Source organism: Pseudoalteromonas aquimarina, from assembly GCF_049257255.1.
In the GTDB taxonomy this organism is placed as follows: Bacteria; Pseudomonadota; Gammaproteobacteria; order Enterobacterales; family Alteromonadaceae; genus Pseudoalteromonas.
Window position 1 is genome coordinate 91,640 of the sequence record NZ_JBMMUG010000004.1, and the last position, 14,397, is coordinate 106,036.

Consider the following 14,397-nt stretch of genomic DNA (forward strand, 5'->3'; position numbering starts at 1 on the left):
TTATCATTTAGATTTGTTGTGTTATAGTCCCCACCCGTAAATTAATTAAAGCATATTGAATGTTTGTTGTTTTTATCAGCAAGGGTTTTGCACTTACAAACATTGGATTATCAAAAGCCATCGCTGAATTTAAAGGGACTTTTAAAGTTTACGGCGTAAGAATAATTATACTTTGGAGTAACTCATGCGTTTATCTCTTATCTGTCTTTCTATTGCTGCAACATTGCCAACAATGTTGCATGCAAATGCACTTAAAAAAGACTCTAACTTAGTTGAAACTTCATTAGATGCGGTCACTGTAACAGCAACTCGAACTGAAAAGTCAGTGTTACATTCGGCACAAGCGGTTAATGTTATTTCTTCAGAAGATGTTGAGAAAAAACTAGCAAATAACATTTTTGACACCCTGGATATGATCCCAAACGTGAGTGCAAGTGGCGGCCCTCGCACCACAGGTAATAAGTTCAATATTCGTGGTTTTAGTGATGCAGAAGATGTACTGGTGACCGTAGATGGCATGGTACAAACGTTCGAAAAGTATCGCATGGGCAGCTTATTTACCGACCCAGAACTTTATCGCACAATCAGTATTAAACGTGGTACCAGCACGGTTTTACATGGTGGTGGCGCACTTGGTGGTGTTGTACAGCTGGAACTTAAAGATGCGGCTGATTTTTTAAGCGAAGGTGAAACAGCTGGCGCGTTAGTTAAATTGGGTTACGACAGTAATAACGAACAAAAAAACGGCAGTGTGTATGCGTTTGCAAGGCCAACAGAATCACTCGATTTATTGGCTGCGGTTATCAAACGTGATAGTGACGACTTTGAACTCTCTAATGATGAGACCTTAGACAATTCAGCAGTTAAAAATACGTCTTTATTATTTAAAGGTGAGTATTTCTTAACAGATGAATCTATTGTTGGCGCGAGTTTTTCGCAAACCGAAGATAGTCAACGTACAGAATTTAATACAACCGATCCCGGCGCATGGGGAACGGTTTATCGCGAAGTTGAGCAAACCACTGCTAACGTCAGTTATGAATTAATGCCTGAAAACAATCCGTTGATTGACTTAACAATGAAACTTGGCTTTTCAAACAGCCATGTGACTGAGTCGGATGGTGAAGGCATGCTTGCCGATTTTATTGGCATTGAGTCAAATTACGAATATAACATCACCACATTAGATGTGATGAATAACTCGCGCTTAAGCGGGCATACTTTAACTTATGGTGTGCAATACACAGATCAAGAACGTATCGGTGAAAAAACAGCCTTGCCTTGTGAAGAAGTGGATTATCAAACATACCGCTGCGTGAAGTATGGTGATACACCGCGAAAATCTGAAATGACCTCTCAACCGGGCGGCACACAAAAGCGTACCGGCCTATATATCCAAGACGAATTTAAATTAGCTGACTTAACAGTTATTGCGGGTGTTCGTTATGAGCACTATAAAAGTAAACCAACTGCTAAATTTGCAGGGCAATATAGTAGCCTTAAAACAGAGGTATCACACAGCGACTGGGCGCCTGCCATTAGTTTGAGTTATCAGGTTAATTCAAACTTTGCTGTATTTGCCAATCGCCAATCAGGTTTTCGCGCACCGTTATTGGATGAGCTATATGACCAATATGGCGGCCGTCAACCAGCATGGGACTTAGGCCTTGAATACAGTGATAACACTGAAGTAGGCATGACCTTTGATGCCAAAAATCTTATTACAGACAACGACTCGCTAACTGCACGCTTTATCTATTTTGATATCAATGTTGATGATGAAATTACCTCAGTTACCAGTGAAGCAGCGAATCCGCTACCTGCACCAAGATATGCAAATCGCGCTAGTAATGACCGCGACGGTATTGAGTTTGAAGTCAACTTTGCCACCACCATGCTCTATAGCAATTTAACTTACAGCAATATTGATGGCGAAGATCACAAAGGTGAGCCGTTGTGGTATTTACCAGCAGATAAAGTGGCATTAGATGCAGGTATGTTTGCACTTGATAACGCATTACGTATTGGTTCTCAAATAACGCACAATGCTGCCCGTGATGTACAAGTGTATGACCGTGCAACCCGTTCATATGAAACACAAACTCAAGATAGCTACGTATTGGTTGACTTGTATGCTAATTGGTCGCTGACTGACAAATTGAACCTACGTGTTGCGGTCGATAACTTATTTAATAAAGAGTACAAGCTTATGGCTGGCACCGGTGGCGGCATTGGTGATTACGGTTTAGGCCGTAATATTAAAACGCAAGTTAGCTGGCGTTTTTAGGAGAAGTCACATGAATACATTACTTGAAAACTACCAACAGCTTCAAGCTGAAACGCCACGATTAAGAGCAGTAGATGCTGCAGAAAAATTGGGTGTTAGTGAAGCTGAGTTACTTAACGCCATGGTTGGTATAAATGTAACGAGTTTAGACCCAACTAAAATCCCAGAAATTTTAAAGACGTTTAAAAAGCTTGGCCATGTGATGGCGCTTACCCGTAATAACCATGTTGTAAATGAAATTAAAGGGGTTTATGAAAAACTCTACATTTCAGAGCGTAATGATAGCTTAATGGGCGTTGCCATTAACCCAGGTGGCATTGATTTAAGATTGTTTTTACATAAATGGCACAGTGTATTTTTGGTTGAATCTGAAAATCACTCAAGTATTCAGTTTTTTGATATTGCGGGTAAAGCCGTTCATAAAGTGTTTACCACAGCACAATCAAACATGTCTGAATTGGTTAATTTGAAAGAGCGCTTTAAGGTACCGGCTTATAAACTAACTGTTACATCAGAAGAAAAGCCAACTCAGCTTTTGCGTATACCGAGTGAAGAAGAACTCGTTGCGTTTAGAGCCGCATGGGCAAAACTTGAAGATGTTCACTTGTTTCCTAAATTGCTTGATACGCATAATCTTGGCCGTGTTCAGGCTTTAGAGTTAGTGGGTTCGCCATGGAGTTATGAAATCCCAAGCACTGTATTACCTGAGGTGCTTGAAACAGTGAAAGCGCAAGCGCAAGAAATTATGGTGTTCGTGGGTAATCACGGCGCGGTGCAAATCTATTCGGGACAAGTTAACACATTAAAGCAAGTGGGTGAGTGGTATAACGTGCTCGACCCTATGTTTAACTTACATGCAAAAGCACAACAATTTGATCGCGCATTTGTAGTAAGAAAACCAACAGATAATGGCGAAACTGTAGTCACCTCAATTGAGTTTTTTGACGCTCAAGGCGAGACCGTACTGACACTGTTTGGCCGCAGAACGGAAGGCAAAAAGCAAACCGAAGAATGGCAAACAATTTGCCATAATTTGACTGAAGAAAAGCTTGCTATGATAAGTTAACAAAAGGAAAGGTACAAATTTTAGCCAGTGCTTACTAAAGTAAGTATTGGCAAAATTAGAGGGCAGTTGGTTTTGTTTAACTTTTAAATACAAATCAGCTGCCCTAGTTATTTGGCTTGTTTTTTGGCAGCTCGAAAGTTAATTCCATTTCACTTAAAAGGTTAACAACTAGCAACACAATCGATGGCGAAATGTGATCAGGTTGAAACTGTAATTCGTAGTAATCTTTGTGTAAATAATAAGAAGATAACACTTTATGGAATATGGTAATTTTATCGACTGGTATAACGCATTAGTAAAACCTACCTGGACACCAACCCCGCAATTTATCGGGCTTGTTTGGCAAACCCTTTACCCAATTATTTTGCTAACCTTTGGATTTGTTTTTGTGCAAATTTTTAGAGGCAAACTACCGCGTATAATTGCCCTTCCTTTTATAGTTAATCTTGTAGCTAACATTGCTTTTACGCCAATTCAGTTTGGCCTTAGGAACCTTCCGCTTGCTTCTCTCGACATAGTAATTGTTTGGGCAAGTATCATTTGGCTGAGTTACAAAATATGGCCTTATTATAAATCGCTCGCTCTGTTACAAGTTCCTTATTTTATTTGGGTATCAATAGCCACAATCTTACAGCTCTCCATCACTATTATGAACTGGTAAAAAAGCGCTTTTAGTGCCTAATCACTTAACGCTTGTGACTGGTACAATGAGTTGGTAAGCTGCTTTATCATTAAAATAATAAAGGCATCAAAATGCAGGAATTTTTCGAAAAGTATCCAATTCACACAAAAATTAATGTTGTATGGGGCGAAATGGATGCGTTAGGGCATGTAAACAATGTGTCTTATTTTCGCTATTTTGAAACAGCGCGAATCGATTTTTTAACACAAACGGGTTTACTTTCAGTGTTGTCTGACCCAACTAACAGCCCAGTATTACGTGACACCTACGCACAATATAAACGCCCAGTTACCTTTCCTGATACTCTGTATATTGGCTCATACATTACTGATATTAAAAGTGACCGTTTTACAATGCGCTATGAAGCGTTTAGCGAATCACAGCAAGCCATTTGCACCACAGGCTACGCAAATGTTGTGATGTTTAATATGAAAACTGGGCAAAAATCACCTATTTCAGAAGAAATGTTAGCGGTACTAAAACAGTACGAAAAAGATGAGTAAGCAGTGACGAACAATCTATTGACGATTTAAATTAATTTATCAACTTATTGATTTTAACGAACCTCGCACACTTGGTACAAGGCGCCTGCTGACTGGCACTTCGGCATTGTTTTTTAATACCAAGTGGTTATTGGCTTTTTCATTCGTTGACTTTGTTGAAAGCGAGCTAACTTGTTGTAAGTTGACTACAAATGAGCGATGAACTCTTAAAAAATCATTAGGTAGGAGTGTTTCGAGCTGTTTTAAGGTGCCGGAATAAAGCTTTTCTGTGTTATCGACTAAATGCAACTCAACGTAATCGCCCGAAGCTTTACAATAGGTAAGGTCGGCTACGTTGATTAATTCAAGCTTACCTGCAATAGATACTTCAATTTTTTGCGCTGAGGCTGGCTGACTATTTTGCTTGAGTATGTATTCTAGCTTGGCGATTTTTTCTTTTTCTTGCTGCAAAATCAGTAAATGATGCTGATGCTCTGACGCCTGTTGCCAAAAGAAATAACACAGCAACATACCTATAAAAATAAAGTAAGTGATTTCATGGAAACTGGCCGCACTTAGCAAAATACTAACGGTGATCACCAATTGAACTAACAGCCACACTAGGTAGTTTTGTTGCTTTGTTTTGTACCAACCAATAAACAGCTGTATAACACCAATTATTAACGGAAAAAACACACCTGCTGTGGTTTTTGCATCAAATCCTGGCGCAAATAACACAACCAATAAAGTGATCAATAACCCACCGTAAAACCAATGAAACGCTGATTTTTCAAACATCTTCATAGATGTATAAAGCAATATACAAAGGCCAAATAAAAACGAACATGCTGTGACCACAATTAATCTAATATCGTGCCAAACGTATTCATAATGAATAAAACCGCGCGATATTTCGGCGCATAGTTGCAGCGCTGCGAGTAAACATAAAAACAAAAATATGCGATATGGTGAGCGGTTTTCCGGTGAAAAACTGAGCTTTAAAAAATACACAGCACCAACTAAAAATGCGCCCAGCAAAATTAAGCCAAGCCAGTTAAAGGTTTGAATGAAACTTTGCGGCGATTTAAAGTGACCAAAGCCAATAAAATGAATCGGGTGCCTGAGAGTAATAACACTTTGTTGTGCCGACAAATTCACTACAAGCTCATTGCTTGATTGGCGAAGCAGTTGCTCAGGTACGTAAAAGACGGTGTCCATTTTCCCAACCACTTCTTTACTATCAACTGCGGGTAATCCATTGTGTCCCAGTAGCTCACCATTTAAATAAATGCTTGATGCACTTTTCGCAAATAAAAACAAACCGAGTGGCTTATTAATAGTGTTTAGTGCATCTGGATATGGAAAAGAAATTTTTATCCAGAGATTAGTATTTTGTGGATCAACCTGTCCAAGGGTTGTGTCAATGCAGTTTGGTTCATTAAATCTAGGTTGGGTATTGTTGTTTGTAAGTTCACACACAGTGACGGCTTGATTATGGCTAAAGGGCAGTAGCTCGCTAGTATGAGCAATACAACTTGCGAACATTAAAAAGAATGACATCAGCCACTGAGTTTGTGCACTCATTTTAGTATTTACCTTAATACCGTTAATCGAAAAAACACTACCGTTTATCGTATCTATATGAAAATCAATACCTTCTACAGGTTACTTCTGGCATGAGCCAGCAGCTTAACGCTTAATACACATAACGAAAACAGGTTAAAAAACCGGAGAATGATTATGAAATTTAAGCTCGCTATTATAAGCACAATTGCATTATTAAGTGAATTTTGCGCAGCGTCGGTAACTGCAGCTGACGTTTTTCCAAACGAAAAGCAAATTGAGTTCGCCGCAACGAATGGGACGAAAGTGGCTGCGTATGAAGGACACTATTTTGTACCAGAAAACCGCAACAACCCGAAAAGTAGAACGATACGCGTAAATTATGTGCGTTTTCCTGCGACTGCAAAGTCGCATGGTGCACCCATTGTGTACTTAGCAGGTGGACCTGGTGGCTCGGGGATAAGCACTGCGAAAAGTAAACGATTTGAGCTATTTATGGCACTTAGAGAACATGGTGACGTGATTGCACTCGATCAGCGTGGCACAGGGGTATCAGAGTCTGCACCTCCATGCGTTTCAAGTGTCACTATTGGGTTAACCGAGGTGATTTCAAAAACAGAAGTCGATGCACGATATAAGCAAGCGGCACAAGAATGCTTTACAAACTGGCAAGCGCAAGGCATTGATGTTTATGGCTATACTAGCGTACAAAATGCGCTAGATATTCGTGATTTACGTAAACACTTAAATGCCGAGAAAGTCACTCTTTGGGGTATTTCGTACGGCAGCCACCTTGCGATGACCGCACTAAAATATATGCCTGACGAAATTGAAAAAGTGATTATTGCCAGTGCAGAAGGGCTTGACCAAACAGTCAAGCTACCAAGTGAAACCGACGCTTATTTTGCAAATGTGCAAGGAATAATCAATAAACAAGCATTGAAACAGCAAGTGCCTGATCTGCCAAAGTTAATGAAACGTGTACACATGAAATTAGCCGCTAATCCTGTTAACGTGACTGTGTCTAAACGCGGGGGTGAGCCTTATACTTTACTCTTTCAAAAACATCATATGCAGATGCTAGCAAGCATGATGATTGCCGATCCAAACCAATACTTGGCAATGCTGATACAAGTTTATCAGGACCTCGACAAAGGCAACTATGTACTGTTACAGAATATTTTAGGTCGTGGGATATTTGCAGAGGAACAAATTCAATTTCGATTAATGTCGCTTGCTATGGATGTTGCGTCGGGGATTTCAAATGAGCGCCTCGCGAGAGTGCGTGTAGAAGCAATGTCAAGTTTATTGGGTGAAGCACTTAATTTCCCGATGCCAGCACTAGCTCTTATCGATAAAAAACTCGACTTAGGTGATGACTTTAGAGCGCCGCTAAAGAGTAATGTGCCAACCTTACTGCTAACCGGTAGCCTTGATGGCAGAACCTACCCTAGTGAGCAAATTCAATCAGTTACAGGCTTGAGTAAACTTACTCAAGTAACAGTAAACAATGCAGGGCACAATTTGTACACGGTTTCGCCCAAGGTGTTAGAGTTAATGCATGCGTTTATGAAGGATGAAAAAATAACCCAAACAAAAATTGACCTACCAGAACCTAACTTAATGTTTGCTATGGGAAAATAATGTTTTAAAAGTTATTTTTAATTCGATGCATGAACAAAAACCAATGCCAGCTTTTGGTTGTTAGAATAGAAAGTTGGTAGGTATTAGCAAGAAATGTGTAACGTAAAAGGGGTCAACTAGTGACCCCAAAATCTTTGCTAATTAGTTTTGATTAGGTGTGTTTTCTGCAAAATACTCATGGCTATCTGCATTTTGGATTGCTTGGTTAGGATCAGAAACCGCTAAACTTTGTGCCCCAGATTGACCATAAACAATATCATCCGTTCCCGCTACTGCAGTAAAGTGACTTAATTCATGCACAATTGTTCCTGCGCGCGAATCTGTACCTAGTACATTTGCACTCCAAAATGCTCTGCAAAGGTAAACTTTATACGGTTGATTTGGGTAAACATACGCGAAGTAGGTTTTTTTACAGCTACAGTCAAATGTAAGTGGTTGATTATCAATGGCATCGTTAATTGCATTAAAGTTAGCACTTACTGTGTTGTAGCGTGATGAAGTCGCTGTACCAAACCAAGTTTGGTAACGTGCAGATGTGTTTGAAGCACTGTGACTATTTAAATATGAAACAGAATCATTGGTGATTTGATCTGCTGCTGAAAGCGCGGCCATAATGTCGTTCTTTTGGCTATTATCGCAACGACCTGTAAAGCAGGTGCCATCAATACATTCACCAGTAGAGCCGCCACCGCCTGGCTTTCCTTTATTCGATGTGCCTTTTAGTGATACGCCGTCAAACCAAATCGATACTGTGTTTGACTTTAGTTGCTCTACTTGGCGCTGAGCTTGTTTATCTTTACCCGTTGCACGGCCAAATAAATCAAACGATTTCACTTGGTATGTCACTTCATAATTACCCGCTTGCGAGAAATCGTATAGACCAGAAAGTTCAAAAGTTTTACTTAAACTTTGGCCTGGCTTTAACATAATAAAATCTTTATCTGATGGTGCATGACGTTTGTAATGTGGCCCCATAAACTGGATCACTTCACCGTCGCGCGCGATGGCAAATAAGTTTTCTTCTTCAAGATCGGTATACCAGCTTAAGATTTTTTGCACACCTTTACCGTTATTAGTAATGATTAGCTCTGCTTGTACGTTACCGTTATCTAAACTACTAACGTTTAAATCAACATTAAGTGAGCGATTACTTGCATTGGCAAATGATGATATTGTTAAGCTTATTACTGCAGCTAACGTTATGATTATGCGTGAGATTGTTGTCATAATTGTTCCTGTTATTATTTTAAGTACCCGCATTGGGTAAAATTAATGTAACAGAATTGTTAATGTAAAAGAAGTGTTGATGTTTTCAGGATTATTATTGCTTCACAAATCTAAGCAAGGTTAAAGCTAAAAAGCTCTGAGGAAAGGGTAATAAAGTGGTTTTAGTCGAAGTGAAAGGCGGCTTTGCTTAGCCTTATAATCCTAACAGTAAGTAACCAATACAAGCTGAAAGGTAAATAGCCAATTTAAAAATTGGCTATTTACTCATTGTTAACCGTGCTTTTTTGAGCTTAAACACCCTAAAGAAAAGTGGTCACTGCGCTAAAGCTTGGTGGTTTTAACAGGCGTTCCGCTTAAATGGCATTTTTTGTTTGTAAGTAATGCAGCGCCAAGCCCATTCTAATGGCCCATATTGATAATGTGTTAGCCACCATTTACTCAGCAGAGACTGTAAAACAAAGCTTATTAGTGCAATAACAAAACACATCAGCGGGCTCAGTGTTTGGTAAAGCGAAAGGCCTAAATTTGTGAATAAAAACAAGCCAATTACACTGTGAAGAATGTAATTACTTAGTGCTAGGCGGCCAACATAACTAAATTGCATCAATAGTTTTTTTATAAAGCCGTGGTGCCAAAGCCAAGCAATTGCCCACAGGTAACAAAGGCCAAAGGTAATATCACTTAAAAACATTAATTTAAACCATAATGGCCTTAGTAACTCGTGGCGATAAAGCTCGCTTTCCGGTAACCAAAAAAGGAAAACTGCACGGTAAATACTTGTTAAAACTAATGCAAAAATTGTTGGTTTTTTAAAATAGACTAGCCATTGTTTTGAACCTAATGTAAGCGTACTTTTGCCAGCTGCAATGCCTAATGTAAACATCGCAAATGCCATTGGTGCAAGGTAAAACAATAGCATAGGTAGGTTTGCCATATATTCGTGAAAACGAAGTTGTATTGTCTCAAAGTAAGCGCCATCACGCAGCGTGCTAATAATCCCTTGTTCACCATACGCTAATAGGCCTTTATCAAGAGGTGTAGCTTGGTTTTCGATAAATAATTCAGCAAAATGGTCATAAAACGGAAAGACTAATAAACCAGCACCAATCAAAATTAAAACGCGTACATTTAGCCTAACCATAGCTAAACTAAGCAACCCTAAAGCAGCGTATAAATGTAATACATCTCCCGACCAAAAAAAGGATATATGCAGCAAGCCAATGACGAATAACGCTGCCATCCTTCGCGAAAAAAAGCCCAAATACGGTTTGTTATTTAACTGCTTTTTGATGATCTGCGAAGTGATACCAAAACCAAATAAAAACGAGAAAATAGGGAAGAACTTATTGTAAAAAAAGAGTTGTAATACCCGGTTTATAAGCTCACTCGTAGTATCTTGGAATTGGCTTGAAAAGGCATCTTGGTTGATAAACAAGCAGTGCATAATTGTGATATTAATAAAAAAGATGCCGAAAATGGCAAAGCCACGAAAAATATCGAGCAGTGGATCTCGCTGAAGAGGTTTCATTGTATTTATTATTATTGTTTTTTTATTAATGATGACATGGTCGCATACCTAATTCCAGTCATAATCCATCTGTGCATAGGCCCCTTAAGTAATAAACCTTGCGATTACATCACTTGGTAATCAAAAGGTAATTAAAAAATTAACCTTATTTAAACCTTTCTTAAAATATCCTCGTCTAATAGTGCGTCTCTAATAAAAATAATAATGGAAGAAGATGATTATTAAGCGCTTAATTTTAGTATTACTATGTGTTTTTGCTTTTATGGCTAACAGTGGGTCGGCCAGTGAACACACGCAAAATTTACAAAACATGTTAACGCCAGCGCAGATGAAAGAGGATATAAATACTTGGCAAAACTTTGTAAATAACACCCACCCCGATTTAAGTATTCGAATTAGAAACACAACGGCATTTGAACATTCCCTCAATACCTTTAAACAATCAATTACTAAACCAATGCGAGTAAACGACTTTTTGTCACAATTTGCACAATTTAATAGTCAATTTAACGATGCGCATATGTTGGTTTTTACCAGTAGCCAAAAAGGGCTCGCCAAAGAAGTGATTAAAAAAGAAGGGCTATTTCCTTTTGAAGTGACTGTTAATAAAGGCAAAGTGTACCTTGCAAGCTTACTTGGCGGCAGTGAAACATCGTTTGCTAAGTCTGAGCTTATTAGTATTAATGATCAGCCAATTAATGATATTTACAACACTCTTATAACACGTATGTATGGTGATACTGTAAAACATCGTGAGCGTTTATTGTCAGACAAATTTGCACTTTTTTACTGGTTGTTCGTCAATAAAACTGAGCATTTTAAGCTTGAAATTAAAGAGGGTGCATCTTCTCAAGTGATTGAGATGCAAGCTGCTAAAATTTTACCGAAATCCTTTAACAGCAAAACATTTGAACAAACGTTTAAGTTTGAAATTTTAAATCAGCAACAAGCACTTTTAACAATTGATGAGTTTTGGTGGCAAGACAAAGAACGCTTTTATGGTTTTACTGAAAGTGTTTTTAAACAGCTAAAAGAACAACAGATTCAGCACCTTATTATTGATGTTCGCAATAATGGTGGCGGCGATGACGATATGTGGAAACAAGGTATTGTAAAATACATCGCAAACAAGCCCTATCAACACACCAGTAAATATACAAAAAAAATCATTGCAAAATATATGGATGAAGGTGAAACCGAAGGCGAGGTGGTTACTAAAGTGTTTGACCGTTTTGAGCAACCAGTAAAAGATGAGCCGTTAAAGTTTAATGGTAAAGTTTCGGTTGTTGTTGGTGGTTATACATATTCATCGGCCATTTTATTTGCTAATACCATGCAAGATTTTGGTTTTGCTGAAATTGTGGGAGAAGAGTCTGCGGGCTATTCGTGGCAAACTGGGGGTATTCAATTTTTTACACTACCACATTCAAAACTAAAAGCTGTAACACCCCGTTTTTATTTAGAAAGACCAAGTGGCACACAAAAAGGGTTACCGGTCACTCCGGATAAAGAATTGAAAGACGATGTGCTAAAGCCAACGCAGTTAATTGACAAAATAGTGGATGAATTTAATACATTGGCCAATTAAACAAAAAAGCCTTTCCGCAGTTAAAGTGGAAAGGCTTATTTTAATTGTTTTTTATAATGGTAAAACAGTTTAATTGTTTGCTTCATAGGCTGTCCTAAAGGTTATTTTGTTAGCATATAAATGCCGCCAATTGCTGCGCCAGTTACAATAGCACTTGCCATACCCGCTGTAATTAAACCTGCAACTACAAAGGTGCTTAGTGACGCGACCAATAAAATATCTAAAGTGTTTGCATTGTTCATTTGAATTATCTCTTAATTTTAATCGGTTACTTAGTTAATAAATAAGCGCTGCTAATTGCTGCACCAGTTACGATTGCTGTTGTCATACCAGCGGTTACTAAACCTGCAACTACAAAAGTTGTTAAACCAGCTGCCATTAAAAGTTCGATTGCGTTTGACGTATTCATAATATGTTTCCTATTCAGTTTTGTTTGAGTAAAGCGTTTTGCTTGAGTTAAAGAATAGGCGAATCAGCACTGCGATCCTGCCCTTTGTGATGTTTGGTCAAATAAGGTGATGTTTGGAAAATATCGGGGATAAAGTGTTTTTGAAAGGCGAAAAATTTAAATTGTTCTGATAAGCCAATCTAGGTGCGCAATCTGGAGCACAAATACCAAAGAAGGGCGATGTTAATAGTTTTTTACAATATTGATAAAGCAATTAAAACTAAAATCAATTAAAGTCACGCCGAATTTGAACCGCTTAAAAAATGCAAAGCTATTTGTTTTAATTAAAAAATACAGGAAGAGCAATGTTTAACAAAAATAATAAGTTTGCACTTTATTTATCTATATCTGTAATGGTTATTACCACTACATTCATGCCTTTTACGGCGAATGCAAAACAAACACTTAATGAGTTCATTCACACCGTGATGGCTGAACGGAATATTCCTGGTTTGCAGCTTGCCGTCGTTAAAGACAACAAAATAGTTAAGCTAGAAGGTTATGGCTTTGCTGATCTACAACACAAAGTACCAGTAACAAATAAAACACTATTCCCAATTAATTCAATGACCAAAGGCTTTACTGGCGTTGCAATAGTACAACTTGCTGAAAGAGGCTTGTTAGATTTGAATGACACAATTGGTACACATTTACCTGATTTACCGAAAGCTTGGCATTCGCTAACCATCAAACAGCTAATGGCACACACCAGTGGACTGCCAGAAATTTTAGCCTCTACCAGTACGCTTGAGCTTATCGTCCCTTACGATATTGAATCCTCGTGGCAAGAAGTACAAAAGCTCCCGCTTTTATTTAAAACAAATGAATACTTTAAATATAACCAAACAGGTTATGTGATACTTGGCAAACTTATTGATAAATATGAACCAGCTGGCTTTCCAGCATTTATTTCTGAAAATCAGCTTAAACCTGTTGGCATGACGCAAACCGCCCTTGCAGGTTTTGATAATCTTGAAACCATGGTACCAAATCAAGCAAGACAATACATTTACATAGGTGATGGTGTTTATAAGAATTTTTACGGTGAGTTTGCTTATATTTTAAGAACCGCAGCAGGTATGAGCTCAACGGCAGCCGAGCTGGCCAATTATATGATTGCATTACAAAATGGAAAGTTAGTAAAGAATTTAGACACACTGTGGGAGCCTGTTAAACATAATAACGGCCGTACCGAAGGCTTTGGAAATAAAGAAAACGGCTATGCTATGGGTTGGCAAATTGGTCAGCGCAAATATCACCCTACAGTGAGCGCAAGTGGAGGCAATGCAACGACCCTGATCACATATCCGGAAGATAATGTCTCTGTTGTTGTGCTTACAAATTTACTAGGCGGCTTGCCAATTAGTTTTGTCGATGAAATTGCAGCTTATTACATTCCAGGTTTTAACAATTCTGAAAAATTAAAAGCATATAAACCAATGGAATACCTAAATGAACTAGCAGAAAAGCGTAACTTTAAAGACTTCCCAAGTATATTCGCAAAAGCAGAACAAGATACGGGTGTTATGTATGATCTGGACATTCTAGGAGAGTGGGGGTTTGCTTTATTGGATAAGAATCAAAATGAATATGCTGCAGAAGTTTTTAACTTCTTAGTTTCGCAATCAGACCAAAAATCGTATTTTAATTATGGTTTAGCGAGAGCTTACGACAACCTAGGGCGTTACCCTCAAGCACTTGAAAGCTATAAAGCTGTATTAGCAATCAATCCAAATGCCCAATTAACTAAAAAGCGCATTGCTGAGTTAGAAAAACATTTAAACTAAAGCAATAACAACCAAAGAAAAGCACTCGGTCTAAGTTTTGAGGGGTGCTTTTAAAGTGAAGTGCTTTTTTTTCAAAACTTTACACTGAGCTATAA

General features: G+C 38.4%; 12 protein-coding genes. 7 read left to right on the forward strand and 5 right to left on the reverse strand.

Annotated features, from left to right (window positions below; genetic code table 11):
• Positions 1-184: 184 nt before the first annotated feature.
• The 4 genes from AAEU29_RS11170 (at position 185) to AAEU29_RS11185 (ending at position 4,538) form a co-directional block, all read left to right on the forward strand.
• Positions 185-2,287, forward strand: coding sequence for a TonB-dependent receptor domain-containing protein (locus AAEU29_RS11170; protein WP_421973410.1), 2,103 nt, complete (start codon positions 185-187; stop codon positions 2,285-2,287).
• 10 nt (positions 2,288-2,297) lie between these two features.
• Positions 2,298-3,353 (forward strand): hemin-degrading factor, encoded by a 1,056-nt coding sequence (locus tag AAEU29_RS11175; protein ID WP_421973411.1) that lies wholly within the window; start codon positions 2,298-2,300, stop codon positions 3,351-3,353.
• Positions 3,354-3,609: 256 nt separating this feature from the next.
• Positions 3,610-4,014 carry a TspO/MBR family protein gene (locus AAEU29_RS11180; protein ID WP_421973412.1) on the forward strand — a complete coding sequence of 135 codons (405 nt, stop codon included), beginning with the start codon at positions 3,610-3,612 and terminating at the stop codon, positions 4,012-4,014.
• A 92-nt stretch (positions 4,015-4,106) separates the two neighbouring features.
• On the forward strand, positions 4,107-4,538 hold the full coding sequence (locus AAEU29_RS11185) for an acyl-CoA thioesterase (RefSeq protein ID WP_421973413.1): 432 nt from the start codon (positions 4,107-4,109) through the stop codon (positions 4,536-4,538).
• A 39-nt stretch (positions 4,539-4,577) separates the two neighbouring features.
• Here the strand turns inward: AAEU29_RS11185 and AAEU29_RS11190 are convergent, their stop codons facing one another.
• Positions 4,578-6,101 (reverse strand): LytR/AlgR family response regulator transcription factor, encoded by a 1,524-nt coding sequence (locus AAEU29_RS11190; RefSeq protein WP_421973414.1) that lies wholly within the window; start codon positions 6,099-6,101, stop codon positions 4,578-4,580.
• Positions 6,102-6,257: 156 nt separating this feature from the next.
• On the opposite strand from AAEU29_RS11190, the gene AAEU29_RS11195 reads away from it, so the two are divergent.
• Positions 6,258-7,724, forward strand: coding sequence for an alpha/beta fold hydrolase (locus AAEU29_RS11195; RefSeq protein ID WP_421973415.1), 1,467 nt, complete (start codon positions 6,258-6,260; stop codon positions 7,722-7,724).
• A 141-nt stretch (positions 7,725-7,865) separates the two neighbouring features.
• Here the strand turns inward: AAEU29_RS11195 and AAEU29_RS11200 are convergent, their stop codons facing one another.
• Positions 7,866-8,951 carry a M35 family metalloendopeptidase gene (locus tag AAEU29_RS11200; protein ID WP_421973416.1) on the reverse strand — a complete coding sequence of 362 codons (1,086 nt, stop codon included), beginning with the start codon at positions 8,949-8,951 and terminating at the stop codon, positions 7,866-7,868.
• A 337-nt stretch (positions 8,952-9,288) separates the two neighbouring features.
• Entirely contained in the window at positions 9,289-10,479 is a 1,191-nt protein-coding gene (locus AAEU29_RS11205; protein ID WP_421973417.1) for a DUF418 domain-containing protein, read from the reverse strand.
• Between the two features lie 214 nt (positions 10,480-10,693).
• Between AAEU29_RS11205 and AAEU29_RS11210 the strand changes: the two genes are divergently transcribed.
• Positions 10,694-12,067, forward strand: a complete 1,374-nt coding sequence (locus AAEU29_RS11210) for a S41 family peptidase (RefSeq protein WP_421973418.1) — start codon at positions 10,694-10,696, stop codon at positions 12,065-12,067.
• A gap of 101 nt (positions 12,068-12,168) precedes the next feature.
• Here the strand turns inward: AAEU29_RS11210 and AAEU29_RS11215 are convergent, their stop codons facing one another.
• Together AAEU29_RS11215 and AAEU29_RS11220 are read right to left on the reverse strand one after the other, a co-directional pair.
• Positions 12,169-12,309 (reverse strand): hypothetical protein, encoded by a 141-nt coding sequence (locus AAEU29_RS11215; RefSeq protein WP_421973419.1) that lies wholly within the window; start codon positions 12,307-12,309, stop codon positions 12,169-12,171.
• A gap of 26 nt (positions 12,310-12,335) precedes the next feature.
• Entirely contained in the window at positions 12,336-12,476 is a 141-nt protein-coding gene (locus AAEU29_RS11220) for a hypothetical protein (RefSeq protein WP_421973420.1), read from the reverse strand.
• Positions 12,477-12,820: 344 nt separating this feature from the next.
• Between AAEU29_RS11220 and AAEU29_RS11225 the strand changes: the two genes are divergently transcribed.
• A complete protein-coding gene (locus tag AAEU29_RS11225) occupies positions 12,821-14,302 on the forward strand; it encodes a serine hydrolase domain-containing protein (protein ID WP_421973421.1) in 1,482 nt (493 codons plus the stop codon).
• Positions 14,303-14,397 lie beyond the last annotated feature (95 nt).

What these genes read in the sequence shown, in the direction of transcription:
- AAEU29_RS11185 (WP_421973413.1), top strand. Translation starts at nt 4,107, where the DNA reads ATGCAGGAATTTTTCGAAAAGTATCCAATTCACACAAAAATTAATGTT.
- AAEU29_RS11175 (WP_421973411.1), top strand. Translation starts at nt 2,298, where the DNA reads ATGAATACATTACTTGAAAACTACCAACAGCTTCAAGCTGAAACGCCA.
- AAEU29_RS11170 (WP_421973410.1), top strand. Translation starts at nt 185, where the DNA reads ATGCGTTTATCTCTTATCTGTCTTTCTATTGCTGCAACATTGCCAACA.
- AAEU29_RS11200 (WP_421973416.1), bottom strand. Translation starts at nt 8,951, where the DNA reads ATGACAACAATCTCACGCATAATCATAACGTTAGCTGCAGTAATAAGC.
- AAEU29_RS11210 (WP_421973418.1), top strand. Translation starts at nt 10,694, where the DNA reads ATGATTATTAAGCGCTTAATTTTAGTATTACTATGTGTTTTTGCTTTT.
- AAEU29_RS11205 (WP_421973417.1), bottom strand. Translation starts at nt 10,479, where the DNA reads ATGAAACCTCTTCAGCGAGATCCACTGCTCGATATTTTTCGTGGCTTT.
- AAEU29_RS11180 (WP_421973412.1), top strand. Translation starts at nt 3,610, where the DNA reads ATGGAATATGGTAATTTTATCGACTGGTATAACGCATTAGTAAAACCT.
- AAEU29_RS11195 (WP_421973415.1), top strand. Translation starts at nt 6,258, where the DNA reads ATGAAATTTAAGCTCGCTATTATAAGCACAATTGCATTATTAAGTGAA.
- AAEU29_RS11190 (WP_421973414.1), bottom strand. Translation starts at nt 6,101, where the DNA reads ATGAGTGCACAAACTCAGTGGCTGATGTCATTCTTTTTAATGTTCGCA.
- AAEU29_RS11220 (WP_421973420.1), bottom strand. Translation starts at nt 12,476, where the DNA reads ATGAATACGTCAAACGCAATCGAACTTTTAATGGCAGCTGGTTTAACA.
- AAEU29_RS11215 (WP_421973419.1), bottom strand. Translation starts at nt 12,309, where the DNA reads ATGAACAATGCAAACACTTTAGATATTTTATTGGTCGCGTCACTAAGC.
- AAEU29_RS11225 (WP_421973421.1), top strand. Translation starts at nt 12,821, where the DNA reads ATGTTTAACAAAAATAATAAGTTTGCACTTTATTTATCTATATCTGTA.